Annotated in this window: 15 protein-coding genes; 10 read left to right on the top strand and 5 right to left on the bottom strand. The window is 71.3% G+C overall.

Annotation, left to right across the window (positions count from 1 at the left end):
* Positions 1-18: 18 nt before the first annotated feature.
* Complete coding sequence (gene aceE / locus AC069K_RS23195) at positions 19-2,766, bottom strand: pyruvate dehydrogenase (acetyl-transferring), homodimeric type (protein WP_365111414.1); 2,748 nt, start codon at positions 2,764-2,766, stop codon at positions 19-21.
* A gap of 392 nt (positions 2,767-3,158) precedes the next feature.
* Here aceE and AC069K_RS23190 point away from each other — a divergent pair, with 392 nt between their 5' ends.
* From AC069K_RS23190 to AC069K_RS23165, 6 genes are all read left to right on the top strand, one after another.
* Positions 3,159-3,581: a DUF3052 domain-containing protein gene (locus AC069K_RS23190; RefSeq protein ID WP_358837365.1), complete on the top strand. Its 423-nt coding sequence runs from the start codon at positions 3,159-3,161 to the stop codon at positions 3,579-3,581.
* A gap of 121 nt (positions 3,582-3,702) precedes the next feature.
* The gene (locus tag AC069K_RS23185; protein WP_358837364.1) at positions 3,703-4,161 is read left to right on the top strand and encodes a peroxiredoxin; all 459 of its coding nucleotides are present in this window, start codon (positions 3,703-3,705) and stop codon (positions 4,159-4,161) included.
* Positions 4,162-4,283: 122 nt separating this feature from the next.
* Positions 4,284-4,859, top strand: coding sequence for a TerD family protein (locus AC069K_RS23180; protein WP_101392355.1), 576 nt, complete (start codon positions 4,284-4,286; stop codon positions 4,857-4,859).
* Positions 4,860-4,950: 91 nt separating this feature from the next.
* The gene (locus AC069K_RS23175) at positions 4,951-5,526 is read left to right on the top strand and encodes a TerD family protein (RefSeq protein ID WP_358835648.1); all 576 of its coding nucleotides are present in this window, start codon (positions 4,951-4,953) and stop codon (positions 5,524-5,526) included.
* Positions 5,527-5,614: 88 nt separating this feature from the next.
* A complete protein-coding gene (locus AC069K_RS23170; RefSeq protein ID WP_365111418.1) occupies positions 5,615-6,760 on the top strand; it encodes a DUF475 domain-containing protein in 1,146 nt (381 codons plus the stop codon).
* Positions 6,761-6,891: 131 nt separating this feature from the next.
* The gene (locus tag AC069K_RS23165) at positions 6,892-7,623 is read left to right on the top strand and encodes a TerD family protein (protein ID WP_365111421.1); all 732 of its coding nucleotides are present in this window, start codon (positions 6,892-6,894) and stop codon (positions 7,621-7,623) included.
* A gap of 52 nt (positions 7,624-7,675) precedes the next feature.
* Here the strand turns inward: AC069K_RS23165 and AC069K_RS23160 are convergent, their stop codons facing one another.
* The gene (locus AC069K_RS23160; RefSeq protein ID WP_478619247.1) at positions 7,676-8,605 is read right to left on the bottom strand and encodes a TerD family protein; all 930 of its coding nucleotides are present in this window, start codon (positions 8,603-8,605) and stop codon (positions 7,676-7,678) included.
* Positions 8,606-8,844: 239 nt separating this feature from the next.
* On the opposite strand from AC069K_RS23160, the gene AC069K_RS23155 reads away from it, so the two are divergent.
* The 4 genes from AC069K_RS23155 to AC069K_RS23140 are packed head-to-tail and all read left to right on the top strand — an operon-like array spanning position 8,845 to position 14,165.
* Entirely contained in the window at positions 8,845-10,008 is a 1,164-nt protein-coding gene (locus AC069K_RS23155; protein WP_365111427.1) for an HpcH/HpaI aldolase/citrate lyase family protein, read from the top strand.
* 38 nt (positions 10,009-10,046) lie between these two features.
* Positions 10,047-12,653, top strand: a complete 2,607-nt coding sequence (locus AC069K_RS23150; protein WP_478619244.1) for a phosphoribosyltransferase — start codon at positions 10,047-10,049, stop codon at positions 12,651-12,653.
* Positions 12,650-13,486, top strand: a complete 837-nt coding sequence (locus AC069K_RS23145) for an HAD family hydrolase (RefSeq protein WP_478619241.1) — start codon at positions 12,650-12,652, stop codon at positions 13,484-13,486. The genes AC069K_RS23150 and AC069K_RS23145 overlap by 4 nt, the downstream gene beginning before the upstream one ends.
* Before the next feature lie 19 nt (positions 13,487-13,505).
* Positions 13,506-14,165 (top strand): O-methyltransferase, encoded by a 660-nt coding sequence (locus tag AC069K_RS23140; RefSeq protein ID WP_358835655.1) that lies wholly within the window; start codon positions 13,506-13,508, stop codon positions 14,163-14,165.
* A 3-nt stretch (positions 14,166-14,168) separates the two neighbouring features.
* On the opposite strand, the gene AC069K_RS23135 is transcribed toward AC069K_RS23140, so the two are convergent.
* The 3 genes from AC069K_RS23135 to AC069K_RS23125 all read right to left on the bottom strand — a co-directional run bounded on the left by AC069K_RS23135 (position 14,169) and on the right by AC069K_RS23125 (position 16,493).
* Positions 14,169-14,393: an FmdB family zinc ribbon protein gene (locus tag AC069K_RS23135; protein ID WP_365111440.1), complete on the bottom strand. Its 225-nt coding sequence runs from the start codon at positions 14,391-14,393 to the stop codon at positions 14,169-14,171.
* Between the two features lie 56 nt (positions 14,394-14,449).
* Positions 14,450-15,010: a DUF4383 domain-containing protein gene (locus AC069K_RS23130; protein ID WP_358835657.1), complete on the bottom strand. Its 561-nt coding sequence runs from the start codon at positions 15,008-15,010 to the stop codon at positions 14,450-14,452.
* An 88-nt stretch (positions 15,011-15,098) separates the two neighbouring features.
* A complete protein-coding gene (locus tag AC069K_RS23125; RefSeq protein ID WP_478619234.1) occupies positions 15,099-16,493 on the bottom strand; it encodes a hypothetical protein in 1,395 nt (464 codons plus the stop codon).
* Positions 16,494-16,558: the final 65 nt, after the last annotated feature.

Raw genomic sequence — 16,558 nt, 5'->3', positions numbered from 1 at the left:
ACGCGCTTCGCGCGGGGGTTACGCGTCGCCGCCCGCCGCGCCCGGGTCGGCGGCCGTGACGTCGAGCAGCTGGTAGCGGTCGACGGCCTGCTTCAGCACCGAGCGGTCCACCTTGCCGTCCCGGGCGAGCTCGGTGAGCACCGCCAGGACGATCGACTGGGCGTCGATGTGGAAGTGGCGCCGCGCCGCGCCCCGGGTGTCGGCGAAGCCGAACCCGTCGGCGCCCAGCGAGGTGTACCGGCCGGGCACCCAGCGCGAGATCTGGTCCGGCACGGCCCGCATCCAGTCCGAGACCGCGACGAACGGACCCTCGGCGTCGGCGAGCTTGCGCGTGACGTACGGGACGCGCTGCTCCTCCTCCGGGTGGAGCAGGTTGTGCTCCTCGGCCTCCACGGCGTCGCGCCGCAGCTCGTTCCAGGAGGTCGCGGACCAGACGTCGGCCCGTACGTTCCACTCCTCGGCGAGGATGCGCTGCGCCTCGACGGCCCACGGGACGGCCACGCCGGACGCCATGATCTGCGCCGGGATGGTGCCCGAGGTGCCCGGGGCGTAGCGGTGGATGCCCTTGAGGATGCCCTCGACGTCGACGTCCGCCGGCTCGGCCGGGTGCTGGATCGGCTCGTTGTAGACGGTGAGGTAGTAGAAGACGTCCTCGCCCGGCTTGCCGTCGGCGGTCTCGCCGTACATCCGGCGCAGACCGTCCTGGACGATGTGCGCGATCTCGTAGCCGAACGCCGGGTCGTAGGCGACACAGCCCGGGTTGGTCGAGGCCAGCAGATGCGAGTGGCCGTCGGCGTGCTGGAGGCCCTCGCCGGTCAGCGTGGTGCGGCCGGCGGTCGCGCCCAGGACGAAACCGCGCGAGAGCTGGTCCGCCATCTGCCAGAACTGATCGCCGGTGCGCTGGAAACCGAACATCGAGTAGAAGACGTAGACCGGGATCAGCGGCTCGCCGTGCGTGGCGTACGCCGAGCCCGCCGCGATCAGCGAGGCCGTGCAGCCCGCCTCGGAGATGCCGTCGTGCAGCATCTGACCGGTCGGGGACTCCTTGTAGGCGAGCAGCAGATCGCGGTCGACCGCCTCGTACTGCTGGCCGAGCGGGTTGTAGATCTTCGCGCTCGGGAAGAAGGCGTCCATGCCGAACGTGCGGTACTCGTCCGGCGCGATCAGCACGAACCGCTTGCCGATCTCCTTGTCCCGCATGAGGTCCTTGAGGATGCGGACGAACGCCATGGTGGTGGCGATCGACTGCGTTCCCGAACCCTTCTTCGCGGCCGCGTACGTCTTGTCCTCCGGCAGCGCCAGCGGCTTCGCGCGCACCACACGGGTCGGCACATAGCCGCCGAGGCCCTTGCGGCGGTCGTGCATGTACTGGATCTCTTCGGAGTTGCGGCCCGGGTGGTAGTACGGCGGGGCGCCGGCCTCCAGCTGGGCGTCCGTGATCGGGATGTGCAGCCGGTCGCGGAAGCGCTTGAGGTCCTCGACGGTCAGCTTCTTCATCTGGTGAGTCGCGTTGCGGCCCTCGAAGTTCGGGCCGAGCGTCCAGCCCTTGACCGTCTGCGCGAGGATCACGGTCGGCTGGCCCTTGTGCGCCTTGGCCGCCGCGTACGCCGCGTACACCTTCTTGTGGTCGTGACCGCCGCGGCCCAGGTGCTGGATCTGCTGGTCGGTCATGTTCTCGACCATGGCCCGCAGCCGGTGGTCGTCACCGAAGAAGTGCTCGCGGATGTACGCGCCGGTCTCCGTGGCGTACGTCTGGAACTGGCCGTCCGGCGTGGTGTTCAGCTTGTTGACCAGGATCCCGTCGCGGTCCTGGGCGAGCAGCGGGTCCCAGGAGCGGTCCCACACCAGCTTGATCACGTTCCAGCCGGCGCCGCGGAACTGCGACTCCAGCTCCTGGATGACCTTGCCGTTGCCGCGCACCGGGCCGTCGAGGCGCTGGAGGTTGCAGTTGACGACGAAGGTCAGGTTGTCCAGGCCCTCGCGGGCGGCGATGGAGAGCTGGCCGAGCGACTCCGGCTCGTCCATCTCGCCGTCGCCGAGGTAGGCCCACACGTGCGAGTCGGAGGTGTCGGCGATGCCGCGCGCCTCCATGTAGCGGTTCATCCGGGCCTGGTAGATCGCGCCGAGCGGACCGAGGCCCATCGAGACGGTCGGGAACTCCCAGAAGTCCGGCATGAGCCGCGGGTGCGGATAGGAGGACAGTCCGTACGGCGCCTTGGACTTCTCCTGGCGGAACGCGTCGAGCTGCTGCTCCGAGAGCCGGTCCAGGAGGTAGGCGCGGGCGTAGATACCGGGGGAGGCGTGCCCCTGGAAGAAGATCTGGTCGCCGCCCTTGCCGTCGTCCTTGCCCCGGAAGAAGTGGTTGAAGCCCACGTCGTAGAGGGAGGCGGAGGAGGCGAAGGTGGCGATGTGGCCGCCGACGCCGATGCCGGGGCGCTGGGCGCGCGAGACCATCACCGCGGCGTTCCACCGGGTGGCGTTGAGGACCTTGCGCTCGATCTCCTCGTTGCCGGGGAAGAACGGCTCGTCCTTGGTGGCGATCGTGTTGACGTAGTCCGTGCTGCGCATCTCCGGCACGGCCACGCGCTTCTCGCGGGCGCGTTCGATGAGGCGGAGCATCAGATAGCGGGCGCGCTCACGGCCCCGCTCGTCTACCGCCGCGTCCAGGGAGGCGAGCCATTCCTCGGTCTCCTCCGGATCGAAGTCCGGGACCTGGCTGGGAAGGCCGCCAATGATGATCGGGTTGCGATCGGATCCGGAAGCCACGCTGTTCCTTCGCTGTCGGGGGGCGTGCGGGGGTGGTGCGCCGCATCCCATCGTGGACCGCGAGGACGGAAACGTCATCTCTACCGAGGGGTAACGGGATGTGCGGCAGCCCAAATCGCAACCTTACGCCCAGGGCGTGTGTGTGTTCCCCAAAGGGCGCGTCACCCCGATTGGCGTACGCACGGAGCAGAAGCGTGCAAACTATCTGCAAGGGTGTGGGATGAATCACCACCGGGCCCGGGTTCGCCCCTGACCCGGGGCCGACTGCACCCCAAAGGGCGGGTTCGGGGGTCTGGTACTTGCGCGATTCGTCCCGCCCGTGTGGACTACGCCCAAGCCTCGCGCGTGCGTGGGGCCGCATTACTTACCTAATCAAGATCAGGAGGCAAGCCGTGAGCGCGACCGCGGACCACGCGGAGGAGCGGACCAACCCGGCTGCAAGGCTGGGGTTCGAGCCCGGACAGGTGGTCCAGGAGATCGGCTACGACGAAGACGTCGACCAGGATCTCCGTGAAGGCATCGAGTCCATCATTGGCCAGGATCTCGTGGATGAGGACTACGACGACGTCGCCGACGCCGTGCTGCTGTGGTTCCGCGACGAGGACGGCGACCTTACGGACGCCCTGGTCGATTCCATCGGCCTCCTGGAGGACGGCGGCGTCATCTGGCTGCTGGCCCCCAAGACCGGCCGGGACGGATACATCGAGCCCAGCGACATGAGCGACGCCGCGCAGACCGCCGGTCTCTCGCAGACCAAGAGCATCAGTGTCGGAAAGGACTGGACGGGCAGCCGTCTCGTCGCGCCCAAGCGCTGATCCTCCGCTCTCCCAGGGCCCCCGCCGGCGCACGCCGGCGGGGGCCCTTGCGTAGGGTGGGGCCCACCAGGACGGTCCACGGCGGCCCGCCGCCCGGGCCCACAGAAGGGATGGCGTTTCCATGGCGATCGAGGTCGGCACCAAGGCCCCGGACTTCGAGCTGAAGGACAACCACGGCCGGGCCGTGAAGCTCTCGGACTTCCGCGGCGAGAAGAACGTGGTGCTCCTCTTCTACCCGTTCGCCTTCACCGGCGTCTGCACGGGCGAGCTGTGCGCGCTGCGGGACAACCTGCCGCAGTTCACCGACCGCGACACCCAACTGCTCGCCGTCTCCAACGACTCGATCCACACCCTGCGCGTCTTCGCCGAGCAGGAGGGCCTGGAGTACCCGCTCCTGTCGGACTTCTGGCCGCACGGCGAGGTCTCGCGCGCGTACGGCGTCTTCGACGAGGAGAAGGGCTGCGCGGTGCGCGGCACCTTCGTCATCGACAAGGAGGGCGTGGTCCGCTGGACCGTCGAGAACGGCCTGCCGGACGCCCGGGACCTGAACGACTACGTCAAGGCGCTCGACACCCTGTGATCCATCGGTTCGAATCGCCTGTTGAGGCGGGAACCGGTCACTAGGATCCACACGTTGATCCGATGCCAACGCACGACGGGGACGCTGCACTGAGCCGGCCCCTCACACCATTGGGAGGACTCGTGGGAGTCAGCCTCAGCAAGGGCGGCAACGTCTCGCTGACCAAGGCCGCCCCCAACCTGACCGCGGTCATCGTCGGTCTGGGCTGGGACGCTCGTACCACCACCGGGGGTGACTTCGACCTGGACGCCAGCGCACTGCTGACCAACGACCAGGGCAAGGTCGCCAACGACTCGAACTTCGTCTTCTTCAACAACCTCAAGAGCCCCGACGGCTCCGTGGAGCACACCGGTGACAACCTCACCGGTGAGGGCGAGGGCGACGACGAGGTCATCAAGGTGAACCTGGCCGGTGTCCCGGCCGATGTTCACAAGATCGTCTTCCCGGTCTCGATCTACGAGGCGGAGAGCCGCCAGCAGTCGTTCGGCCAGGTCCGCAACGCGTACATCCGCGTGGTGAACCAGGCCGACAACACCGAGCTCGCCCGGTACGACCTGAGCGAGGACGCCTCGACGGAGACCGCCATGGTCTTCGGCGAGCTGTACCGCAACGGCGCGGAGTGGAAGTTCCGCGCCATCGGCCAGGGGTACGCGTCGGGTCTGCGCGGCATCGCGCAGGACTTCGGCGTCAACGTCTGAGCCGTCGCTCTCCCTCGTCCGGCGCCGCACACCCGTGCGGCGCCGGACGCGCTCAACCCTTCGTTCGCCATTCAGGGGAGGACACACGATCATGGGCGTCACGCTCGCCAAGGGGGGCAATGTCTCCCTCTCCAAGGCCGCGCCGAACCTCACCCGGGTGCTGGTCGGTCTCGGCTGGGACGCGCGGTCCACCACCGGAGCCGACTTCGACCTCGATGCCAGCGCGCTGCTGTGCCAGTCGGGCCGCGTCCTCGGCGACGAGTGGTTCGTCTTCTACAACAACCTCACGAGCCCCGACGGCTCGGTCGAACATACCGGTGACAACCTCACTGGTGAGGGTGAGGGCGACGACGAGTCGATCATCGTCGACTTGTCCCAGGTGCCGGCCCACTGCGACAAGATCGTCTTCCCGGTCTCGATCCATGAGGCGGACAACAGGGGCCAGACGTTCGGCCAGGTCAGCAACGCCTTCATCCGGGTGGTCAACCAGGCGGACGGCCAGGAGCTCGCGCGGTACGACCTGAGCGAGGACGCCTCCACCGAGACCGCGATGATCTTCGGCGAGCTCTACCGCTACAGCGGCGAATGGAAGTTCCGCGCGGTCGGTCAGGGGTACGCGTCCGGACTGCGGGGGATCGCTCTAGACTTCGGGGTCAACGTTTCGTAAAGCCGCGCCCAAGTCGGGTGCGGCGCGGGGGGAGACCCTCCCCCAGACACCGTCTGGGGGGACCCCGCCTAGCTAGATGGGGAAGTCAGTGATTCTGAAAACCTTCGGCTGGTCATTCGTGATCACTGCGGTCGGTCTTGCCCTGGCAGTGCTCTACGACGGCTGGACCGCCTTCGGGATCGTGGCGATCCTGTCCATCCTGGAGATCTCGCTGTCGTTCGACAACGCGGTGGTCAACGCCGGAATCCTGAAGAAGATGAACGCCTTCTGGCAGAAGATCTTCCTCACGGTCGGCGTGCTCATCGCCGTCTTCGGCATGCGGCTGGTCTTCCCCGTCGTCATCGTCGCCATCAGCGCCAAGATCGGCCCCATCGAGGCCGTCAACCTCGCGCTGAACGAGAAGGAGCACTACAAGGAGCTGGTGACCGACGCGCACGCGTCGATCGCCGCCTTCGGTGGCATGTTCCTGCTCATGATCTTCCTGGACTTCATCTTCGAGGACCGGGACATCCAGTGGCTGCGCTGGATCGAGCGGCCGCTGGCCAAGCTCGGCAAGGTCGACATGCTCTCGGTCGCCATCGCGCTCGCCGTCCTGCTCGTCTCCTCGATGACCTTCGCGACCCACGCCCACCTGCACGGCGGGGCACACGCGGACAAGGGCGAGACGGTCCTCATCTCCGGCATCGCCGGTCTGATCACCTACATGATCGTCGGCGGTCTCTCCGGCTACTTCGAGGACAAGCTGGAGGAAGAGGAGGAAGCCGAGCAGGAGGCCGAGGAGGAGGCCAGGAAGAGCGGCAAGGGCGCCGGCGCGGCGGTCCTGCTGGCCGGCAAGGCCGCGTTCTTCATGTTCCTCTACCTGGAGGTCCTGGACGCCTCGTTCTCCTTCGACGGCGTCATCGGCGCCTTCGCCATCACCAACGACATCGTCCTGATGGCGCTGGGCCTCGGCATCGGCGCGATGTACGTGCGGTCCCTCACCGTCTACCTGGTCCGCCAGGGCACCCTCGACGACTACGTCTACCTGGAGCACGGCGCGCACTACGCCATCGGCGCCCTCGCCGTGATCCTCCTGGTCACCATCCAGTACGAGATCAACGAGGTCATCACCGGTCTCGTCGGCGTCGTGCTGATCGCCTGGTCCTTCTGGTCCTCGGTCCGCCGCAACAAGCGGATCGCCGCCGGGGGCGGCGGGGACTTCAGTGAGAAGGCGGAAGTCCCCAGCGGGGTCTGAATCCATGGTGTGACCAGCCGACGATTGCGGAACGCTCTGAGCGGGGCGGCCGGAGGTCCGTGCCTCCTGGCCGCCCCGTCGTGTGCGGGGTGCGGGGCCGTCGACGTGTTTCGTAGAGGGGTGGGGAAGACATGGCCTTCTGGGACAGCCTGCGCGGCAGGCCGTCGGCGCAGTTCGACACGGGCAGCGCCGCGAGCAACGCCATCGAGCTGACCAAACGGCACCCGGTGATCTCGCTCGGCAAGCAGGGCGCCAACTCCGGGTCGCTGCGCGTCAACCTGTCGTGGCGGATGCGCACCTCCGACTTCGGCGGCCGCTCGCGCCCCAGCGTGCTGCGGCATCCGTTCAAGCTCTTCAAGCCCGACCTGGTCCAGGCGCACACCCAGGGCGTCGTCAACGTCGACCTCGACCTCGGCTGCCTCTACGAGCTCGCGGACGGCAGCAAGGGCGTGGTGCAGCCGCTCGGCAGCTTCCTCGGCGCCACCAACGCGGCGCCGTACGTCCAGCTCAGCGGCGACGACCGGTTCGGCTCGCCGTCCGGCGAGACGATCTACGTCAACCTCGACCACCGCGAGTCCATCAAGCGCCTGCTGGTCTTCGTCTACATCTACGACCAGACGCCCGCCTTCGACCGTACGCACGCCAAGGTCACGCTCTACCCGAGCAACGGCCCGCGCATAGAGATCGACCTGGACGAGCACGCCCCGCAGGCCCGGTCCTGCGCGGTCGTCACCATCGAGAACGTCAAGGGAGACATGGTCGTGCGACGCGAGGTGAAGTTCGTGTACGGCTTCCAGGCCGAGCTGGACCGGCTCTACGGATGGGGGCTCCAGTGGGGGCGCGGCTACAAGACGAGGGCCTGAGAGTGCGCGCGTGACCGGGCCCGGCGGGTGCCCGCCCGCCCGGCCCCGTGCCTCAGCTCCGGAGGAACTGCGGCCCCATCGGGGGCAGCGTGAAGTCGGGGTCCGCCGGGTGCGCGGCCGCCGGCTGCGGATAGCCGTAGCCGGGCCCCGCCGAGGCGGGCTGCGGATAGCCGTACGAGGGCTGGTGCGCCGGCGGGTGCTGGGGCGGCGCGGGCTGCGGATAGCCGTAGGAGGGCGGCGAGGAGGCCGGCAGCGGCGGCACATACGGCTGGGTGGTCTGCGGCTGCGGCTGCGGCTGCGCGGCGACCGGGACGGCCGACGGCAGGGGCTGCGACACGTGCGCGGAGGGCGCCGGGGCCGACCGGCCGTGCGTCCTCGCCCCGTCCGGGACCTGGCTCCGGGCGCCGCCGGAGGAGCCGCTGTCGGATCCCTCCGCCTCGTCCTCGTCCACCGAGATCCCGTGCTCGGTCGCCAGCCCCACCAGACCGGTCGGATAGCCCTGCCCGACCGCGCGGAACTTCCACGTCTCGCCGCGCCGGTAGAGCTCGCCGCAGATGATCGCGGTCTCCTCGCCGGTCTCCGCCTTCACGTCGAAGACCGCGAGTGGCTCGGCGCCGCCCTGCCCCGCGTCGTACAGCAGGATCCGCAGGTCGCGCACGTGGCCGAAGCTCGCGCCGTCCGAGGAGGCGGTGACCAGGACGCGGTCGACGGACGGGTCGAGCGCGGCCAGATCCGCCTCGATGGTGTCGGTCAGACCGTCCCCGGCCCGCTTCTTCGGCAGCCGCCGCACCAGGCCGGAGGGGTGGCGCGGCTGGTTGTAGAAGACGAAGTCCTCGTCGGAGCGCACACGGCCGTCGGCGGCCAGCAGCAGCGCCGAGGCGTCCACGTCCGGGACGTCGGCGCCCGGCGTCCAGCGGAGCACGGCGCGCACCGCCGTGGCGTCCAGCGGGACGTTGGATCCCTTCAGCATCGCGTGCGTCATGGTCGCCATCCTGCCTTCCCGCCGCCCGCACGGACAACGCGGGGGCCCGAGGGCGGCCTTGTCCCGCAGTCGAGCGGTACGTACCTTACGTACCGCGTCCGCGCGCGGCACCGGAAGGGCGCGGGCGGGTTACCTCGATTTCACGCCCTCGGGGAACTCCCGTCATGCGTTCGTACGTACTATTACCGGCCACCCGTCGCACTCAGTCCGGGCCATCGTTGCAGTACAGGGGAATCCATATGCGTCACTTCGGGCACGTTCCGCCTGCTGCTCGTAAGGACCTGTTCCACCGGGAGCCCGCCGAGTTCACCTCGGACTCTCCCGCGCGCGTGCTGTCGGCGGCCCTCGGGGCCACGCTCTACAGCCCCGCCACCCGCCCCGCGCTCGCCGACGACGTCCTCAAGCAGGCCCGCCGGGGCGTGGTCTCCATGGTGCTCTGCCTGGAGGACTCGATCGACGACGCCGAGGTCGCGGGCGCGGAGGCCAATCTGGTGCGCCAGTTCGCCGACCTCGACGCGCGCGACGCGCCTCTCCCGCTGCTCTTCATCCGGGTCCGCGAGCCCGCCCAGATCCCCGACCTGGTGCGCCGGCTCGGCTCCTCGGTCCGGCTGCTGTCCGGATTCGTACTGCCGAAGTTCACCGAGGAGCGCGGGGTGCCGTTCCTGGAGGCGCTGAGCGCGGCCGAGGCCGCGAGCGGGCGGCGGCTCTTCGCCATGCCCGTGCTGGAGTCGCCCGAGCTGCTCCACATGGAGACCCGCTGCGAGACGCTGACCGGCATCTCCCGAACCGTCGACAAGTACCGCGAGCGGGTGCTGGCGCTGCGGCTCGGCGTGACCGACTTCTGCTCGGCGTACGGGCTGCGCCGCTCGCCGGACATGACGGCGTACGACGTGCAGATCGTGGCCGGGGTGATCGCGGACGTGGTCAACGTGCTGGGCCGCGCCGACGGCACGGGCTTCACCATCACCGGCCCGGTGTGGGAGTACTTCCGGCTCCAGGAGCGCATGTTCAAGCCCCAGCTGCGGCGCAGCCCCTTCCTGGAGGGGCGCGCGGAGGAGCTGCGCGCCACGCTGATCGAGCACGACATCGACGGCCTGCTGCGCGAGATAGAGCTGGACCGCGCCAACGGACTGCTCGGCAAGACCTGCATCCACCCCTCGCACGTGGTGCCGGTGCACGCGCTCTCCGTGGTCAGCCACGAGGAGTACAGCGACGCCCGGGACATCCTGCGCCCCGACCGGGGCGGCGGCGGAGTGCTGCGCTCCGCGTATACGAACAAAATGAACGAAGTGAAGCCGCACCGCGCCTGGGCCGAGCGGACCCTGCTGCGCGCCGAGGTCTTCGGCGTCGCCAACGAGGACACCGGTTTCGTGGAGCTGCTCACCGCCGGCCTCGCCGGATGAGCGGGACGGGACGGCCGGGACGGGATGATCGAGGCGGGATGACCGAGGAGGAGAGTATCGACGGCGTGGGTGTCTGGTCGGGAAGATGGGTCGCCGAGCGGCTCGGAGTCGAACTCCAGGGCGACGAGCGGTTGCCCGAGCTGCTGGGCCTCGCCCTGCGCCGCAACCCCAAGCGCGCGCATCTGCTGGTCTCCAGCGTGCTGGGCAAGCATGTGCCGCAGTGGCCCTCGCGGGTGTACGGGGCGGGGTTCGCGCTGGGCGAGGAGGTGCGGGAGCTGCTGGGCCCGCAGGCGTCCGGCGCGGTCGTCCTCGGCTACGCGGAGACCGCGACGGGCCTCGGGCACGCGGTGGCGGACGGCATCGGCGTGGTGCCCTGCCTGCACTCCACCCGGCGCCCCGTCGAGGGGGTCGCCCGCGCGGGCGGCTTCGAGGAGTCCCACTCCCACGCGACCTCGCACCTGCTGCTGCCCGAGGACCCGGGGCTGCTCGCGGGGGACGGGGTGCTGGTGCTGGTCGACGACGAGTTCTCGACCGGCAACACGGTCCTGAACACGATCAGGGCGCTGCACGCGCGCTATCCCCGGTCGCGGTACGTGATAGTCGCCCTGGTCGACATGCGCTCCCCGGCGGACCGCGGCCGCCTGTCCGCGTTCGCCTCGGAGATCGGGGCGGAGGTGAACCTGGTGACCCTCGCGGCAGGAACGGTTCTCCTGCCGGAGGGGGTGCTGGAGCGGGGCATGGCCCTGGTGGCGGCGCACGAGGGCGCCGCCACCGGCCTGCGTGAGCGGGACGGGGCGCAGGCCGAGGGAACGTCGCCCGGCGACGGGGTCCCGCTGTGTCCACCCGCCCCGGCCGGCGGGACGACCGCTCACAGCGGGGCCGGGGCCGGAGGCGTACGTGCCGCCGGGGGCGGTGCGGGCCCGGGGGAGGGCGGACGCGGCGGAGCGGTCCGCTCCGATCCGGTCACCGTTGACCTCGCCTGGCCGCCCGGTCTCCCCGACGGCGGCCGGCACGGGTTCACCCCCGAGCACCGGGCCGCGCTCGAAGAGGCGCTTCCCGGTATGGCCGCACGGCTCAGGCGCGCCCTGGGCGACACCCCCGGCCGTACCCTCGTCCTCGGGTTCGAGGAGCTGATGTACGCCCCCCTGCGCCTCGCCCTCGCCCTGGAACACCTGGGCACGGACGTCCGCTTCTCCACCACCACCCGGTCGCCCGTCCTCGCCGTCGACGACCCCGGCTACGCCATCCGCACCCGCCTGGTCTTCCCCGCCCACGACACCCCCGGCGACGGCCCCGGCGAGCGCTACGCGTACAACGTGGCGGGCGCCGGCTTCGACAGCGTCGTGGCCGTCGTCGACTCCGTCGCCGACACCCCCGCCCTGCACGCCCCCGACGGCCTGCTGGCCCGGCTCGCCGCGCACATCCCGCACGTCGTGCTGGCCGTCGTCCCCTCGTACGTACCCGAAGGTGCCCCCATGCCCGAACCCCTGCCCGACCCCCTGCGGGGGCCCGCCTTCTCCTCGTACGCGCCGGACGAGGTGGGCTGGCTGCTCAAGGACCTGTCCGGGGTGGAGCTGGAGGCGCCGACCGAGGAGCGCGAGGAGGCGATCCAGAGCGGCGGCGCCCACTACGCGGAGTCGCTGCCGGTCGAGTACCAGCCCTCGCCCGAGTACCAGGAGCTCTTCCGCGCCGCCCTGGACTCCTCGGCCGAGCGCATCGCCCGCGCCGTGGGCGTCGTCACCGAGACGGTGCTCGCCGAGCGGACGCCCCGCCCGGTCCTGGTCTCCCTCGCCCGCGCCGGCACCCCCGTGGGCGTCCTGATGCGCCGCTGGGCCCGGCACCGGCACGGGCTGGACCTGCCGCACTACGCCGTCTCCATCGTGCGCGGCCGCGGCATCGACGCCAACGCGCTGCGCTGGCTCGCCGCCCACCACGACCCCGCCGACGTGGTCTTCGTCGACGGCTGGACCGGCAAGGGCGCCATCACGCGCGAACTGGCCGCGGCGGTCGACGAGTTCGCCGCGTCCTCGGGGGTCGACCGCTTCGACCCGGAGATCGCGGTCCTCGCCGACCCCGGCTCGTGTGTGCGCACCTACGGCACCCGCGAGGACTTCCTGATCCCGTCCGCCTGCCTCAACTCGACCGTCTCCGGGCTGATCTCACGCACCGTGCTGCGCGCCGACCTGATCGGCCCCGGCGACTTCCACGGCGCCAAGTTCTACCGCGAACTGGCCGGCGCCGACGTCTCCACGGACTTCCTGGACGCCGTCGCCGCCCGCTTCGACGAGGTCGCCGCCGACGTCGACCGCGAGGCCAAGGCGCTCCAGGGCACCGACCGCAGCCCCACCTGGGAGGGCTGGGCCGCCGTCGAGCGGATCAGCGAGGAGTACGGCATCCACGACGTCAACCTCGTCAAGCCCGGTGTCGGCGAGACCACCCGCGTCCTGCTGCGCCGCGTCCCCTGGAAGATCCTGGCCCACCGCGGCGCCGGAGCCGACCTCGACCACGTACGCCTGCTCGCCGAGCAGCGCGGGGTACCGGTGGAGTGGGTCGAGGACCTGCCGTACAGCTGCGTCGGACTGATCCACCCCCAGTACACGCGCGGGGCGACCGGCGCCGACGGCAAGGCGGTGGCCTCCCGATGAGCACCCTCATCGCCAGCGACCTGGACCGCACGCTGATCTACTCGGCGGCGGCCCTCGACCTGACCATGCCCGACCCCCGGGCCCCGCGCCTGCTCTGTGTGGAGATCCACGAGCACAAGCCGCTCTCGTACATGACCGAGAACGCCGCCACCCTGCTCGCCGCCCTCAAGACCGACCCGGACACGGTCTTCGTGCCCACCACGACCCGTACCCGCAAGCAGTACCAGCGCATCCAGCTGCCGGGTCTGCCCGCGCGGTACGCGATCTGCGCCAACGGAGGCCAACTCCTCGTCGACGGGGTCGCCGACCCCGACTGGCGGCGGCAGGTGGACCGGCGGATCGCCGACGAGTGCGCCCCCCTCGACGAGGTGCGCGCCCACATCTCGGCCGCCGCCGACGCGTCCTGGCTGCGCAAGGAGCGGGTCGCCGAGGACCTGTTCGCCTACCTCGTGGTGGAGCGCGCGCTGCTGCCCGGCCAGTGGGTCGAGGAGCTGGCCGCCTGGGCGGGGGAGCGCGGCTGGACGGTCTCCCTCCAGGGCCGCAAGATCTACGCCGTCCCCGGGCCGCTCACCAAGAGCGCGGCCGTCCACGAGGTGGCCCGGCGCACCGGCGCCCGGCTGACCCTGGCCGCCGGGGACTCGCTCCTCGACGCGGACCTGCTGCTCGCCGCCGACGAGGGCTGGCGCCCCGGCCACGGCGAGCTCGCGGACGCCGACTGGCGGGCGCCGCACGTCGACGCCCTCGACGAGCGGGGCGTGCTGGCCGGCGAGGAGATCGTGCGCCGGTTCGCCGCCCGCGCCACGGCGGCCCGGGTCGCGCCCGTGCGCCCCTGACCGGTCCATACTCGCCCCCATGAGCAAGGGAAACACGACCAGGATCACCGACGAGCTGTACGCGTACATGCTGGCGCACAACCCGCCCCTGGACGCGGTGCAGCGCGAGCTCGTGGAGACGACGTACGCCCGGCTGCCCGGCCACGCGGGCATGCAGTCGGCCGAGGAGCAGGCGCCGCTGCTGGAGTTCCTCGTCCGGATGGCGGGCGCGCGGCACGTGGTGGAGGTGGGGACCTTCACCGGGTTCTCCGCGCTCGCCATGGCGCGGGCACTGCCCGACGACGGAACGCTGATCGCGTGCGACATCTCGCGGGAGTGGACCGACTACGCGCGCGAGGCCTGGACGAAGGCGGGCGTGGCGCACAAGGTGGACCTGCGGATCGCCCCGGCGGCCGAGACCCTGCGGGCGATGCCGGCCGAGCCGCACATCGACTTCGCCTACCTGGACGCGGACAAGGACAACTACATCGCGTACTGGGAGGAACTGGTGCCCAGGATGCGGCAGAACGGCCTCATCGCCGTGGACAACGTGCTCTTCCACGGGGAGGTCGTGGACCCGGCGGCGACCGGTCCCGCCGCCGGGATCCAGCGGTTCAACGAGCACGTGCGGCAGGACGCGCGGATGGACAGCGTCATGCTCACCGTGGCGGACGGGCTGACGCTGGCCCGCAAGCGCTAGCCCTCAGCAACAGCCCCCGCCGCCGCAGCAGCCGCCCCCGCCGCCACCGGCGGAGGGCGCGGGCGCCGGCGCGTTCCTGGCCATGCCGCCCACGGACACCGTGGACAGCAGCTTCACGGTGTCCTCGTGCCCGGCCGGGCAGGTCGCGGGCGCGGCGGAGTCGGCCATCGGACGGCTGAGCTCGAACGTGTCGCCGCAGGAGCGGCAGCGGTAGTCATAGCGAGGCATGGCCCCAGGCTAACGGGCCCGGGGCGGCGAGGGGGAGCCGTTCGCGGCCCGCCGCCTCAGCGGATGGGCCGCTCCCGCACGGCCCCCGGCTCCGAGCGCGCCTCCGCCTCGCGCCGCGCCCGCCAGTACGGGTTGTCGTGCGGCAGGGCACTGCCGACCCGGCCGTACATCCCGAAGACCATCAGCGCCAGGCCCACCAGGAAGCTGAAGATCACGTTCTGCATCTTGAAGGCGAGGAAGTTCGCCGAGCCGCGGTCGAGCAGGGCCAGGTTCACGAACCCGCTGATCAGGAAGAGCACGCCGAGCGACATGTTCATCCAGGAGGCCACGTTGCCGCCCTTGACCATGCCGTACAGCAGCAGCGCCCCCACGACGATCGAGATCACGCTGAGCGTGCCGTTGGTGCTCAGCCCCGCGACCTCCTTGCCGCCGGTGTCGAAGAAGCCGATGTTGTGGGTGAGGCCCAGGATGCCGAAGACGAGCAGGAAGAGCCCCATGAGCCCGGCGCCGAACCGGTACACCCGGCTCAGCCGGTGGTCGACCGGCAGGTGCTCGTCGAGGGACACGTGGGGCGCGCGCCGCGGGTGGCGCAGGTGGTGAAGCGGCTGGGTGGCCATGGGCGGCCTCCTCGTCTCGTCCGTACCACCAAGGATCCGCCCGTGACGCGGGGGCGACAACTCCTCCGGTGACGCCCCGTGACGGCGCTCAGGCCCCGTGCCCCCGCTCCTCGCGGATCAGGGCCACCACGCCCGCGGCCGCGCGGCGGACCTCCTCGGTCTCGGTGAGGAAGTGCCAGTAGTCGGGGTGGCGGCCCTCCAGCGTGGCGATCGCGCGCTCCAGGCGCGCCACGGCCCCGTCCAGCGGGCCGGCGTGCCTCGGGTCGGGGGTGGAGCGGCCCGCCATCGCCAGGCGCTGCGCGTCCCGGATCGCGAACCGCGTCCGCTCGATCTCCTGCTGCGGGTCCTTCGCCACGGCGTCGAGGCGCCGCAGCCGGTCCCCGGCGGCCGAGACCGCCTCGTCGGTGGCGTTCAGGAGCGCCCTGACCGTGCTGAGCCGAGAGGTGGCGTCGGCCCAGCGCTGCTCGGCGCGCGCGGCGGCGGCCTCCTTCAGCTTCTCCTCGGCCTGCGCGACGTTCACCAGCGCCTGGTCGGGGACCTGCTGGAGGTCCTGCCAGCAGGCGGCCGAGAAGCGGCGGCGCAGCTCGCTGAGGACCGGCTCGACGGTGCCGGCGCGGGTGGTCAGCGCCTGCGCGCGGGTGCGCAGCGAGACCAGCCGGCGGTCGATCTCCGCGGCGCGCTCGGGCAGCCGGTCGGCCTCGGCGCGCACGCCCTCGGCCTCCCTCAGCACCCGGTCGGCCCGCTCCAGGGTCTCGGGCACGCCGTGCTGTCCGGCGCCCTGGTTGAGGCGGGTCAGCTCGGGGCCTAGCGCGGCGAGCCGGGCGGCGAGATCGTCTGCTCTCAGTCCGGACGCCCGCACCGAATCGAGAGCGGTGCTCGCGGCGAGGAGCGCCTGTCGCGCCCGCTCCACGGCCGGCGCGAGGCGGGCCAGCTGCGTCTCGGCGGTCGAGAGCAGCGGCCCCAGGCTCTGCTCGAACCGGTCGAGCTCGCCCTTGACCCGGACGAGGTCGTCCTTGGCCTTCGTCAGCTCGCCCCGGGCCCGGGCGGCCACCGAGGCGTCCAGATCGTCGCGGTCCAGGTCGTGCGCGTCGACGGCGGTGATGTAGTCGTTGCTCACCTCGTCGATCCGCCGGCCGAGCGCCGCGAAGTCGTCCACGGCCTTGCGGGCGCGCGGCGAACTGTCCACGGCGGTGATCGTCTCGATGGAGATCCGCAGGTCGCGCTGGGCGGTGTCCAGCTCGTAGAAGGCGGCGGCCGCCGCGTCCTTGGCCGCCTGCGCGTCCGCCCGGACGCTCTCCCCGCGCCCGCCGAACCACCGCCGCGTCCCGCCGCCGGCGAAGGCCCCGGGCAGCAGCGCCGCCCCGAGCACCAGCGGCAGCGCGACGAGCGCGAGCGCGTCCGCGAGGGTCCGCCGGGCTCCCGCTCCGGCACCGGGGACGATGGCACCCGCTCTGCTGTACGGCCGCGCGTGTGTCGCCGTCACATCCCTCTCCCGTGCCGTGTCCGCCTGCCGGTTCATTCTCCCACCAGGTAAGGACGAACACACCG

Source organism: Streptomyces sp. NPDC043908 (assembly GCF_056435525.1).
The sequence above is the reverse complement of the archived record's forward strand: the minus strand, read 5'-3'. Positions and strand labels throughout refer to the sequence as shown.

What these genes read in the sequence shown, in the direction of transcription:
- AC069K_RS23185 (WP_358837364.1), top strand. Translation starts at nt 3,703, where the DNA reads ATGGCGATCGAGGTCGGCACCAAGGCCCCGGACTTCGAGCTGAAGGAC.
- AC069K_RS23175 (WP_358835648.1), top strand. Translation starts at nt 4,951, where the DNA reads ATGGGCGTCACGCTCGCCAAGGGGGGCAATGTCTCCCTCTCCAAGGCC.
- AC069K_RS23165 (WP_365111421.1), top strand. Translation starts at nt 6,892, where the DNA reads ATGGCCTTCTGGGACAGCCTGCGCGGCAGGCCGTCGGCGCAGTTCGAC.
- AC069K_RS23160 (WP_478619247.1), bottom strand. Translation starts at nt 8,605, where the DNA reads ATGACGCACGCGATGCTGAAGGGATCCAACGTCCCGCTGGACGCCACG.
- AC069K_RS23155 (WP_365111427.1), top strand. Translation starts at nt 8,845, where the DNA reads ATGCGTCACTTCGGGCACGTTCCGCCTGCTGCTCGTAAGGACCTGTTC.
- AC069K_RS23150 (WP_478619244.1), top strand. Translation starts at nt 10,047, where the DNA reads ATGACCGAGGAGGAGAGTATCGACGGCGTGGGTGTCTGGTCGGGAAGA.
- AC069K_RS23145 (WP_478619241.1), top strand. Translation starts at nt 12,650, where the DNA reads ATGAGCACCCTCATCGCCAGCGACCTGGACCGCACGCTGATCTACTCG.
- AC069K_RS23140 (WP_358835655.1), top strand. Translation starts at nt 13,506, where the DNA reads ATGAGCAAGGGAAACACGACCAGGATCACCGACGAGCTGTACGCGTAC.
- AC069K_RS23135 (WP_365111440.1), bottom strand. Translation starts at nt 14,393, where the DNA reads ATGCCTCGCTATGACTACCGCTGCCGCTCCTGCGGCGACACGTTCGAG.
- AC069K_RS23130 (WP_358835657.1), bottom strand. Translation starts at nt 15,010, where the DNA reads ATGGCCACCCAGCCGCTTCACCACCTGCGCCACCCGCGGCGCGCGCCC.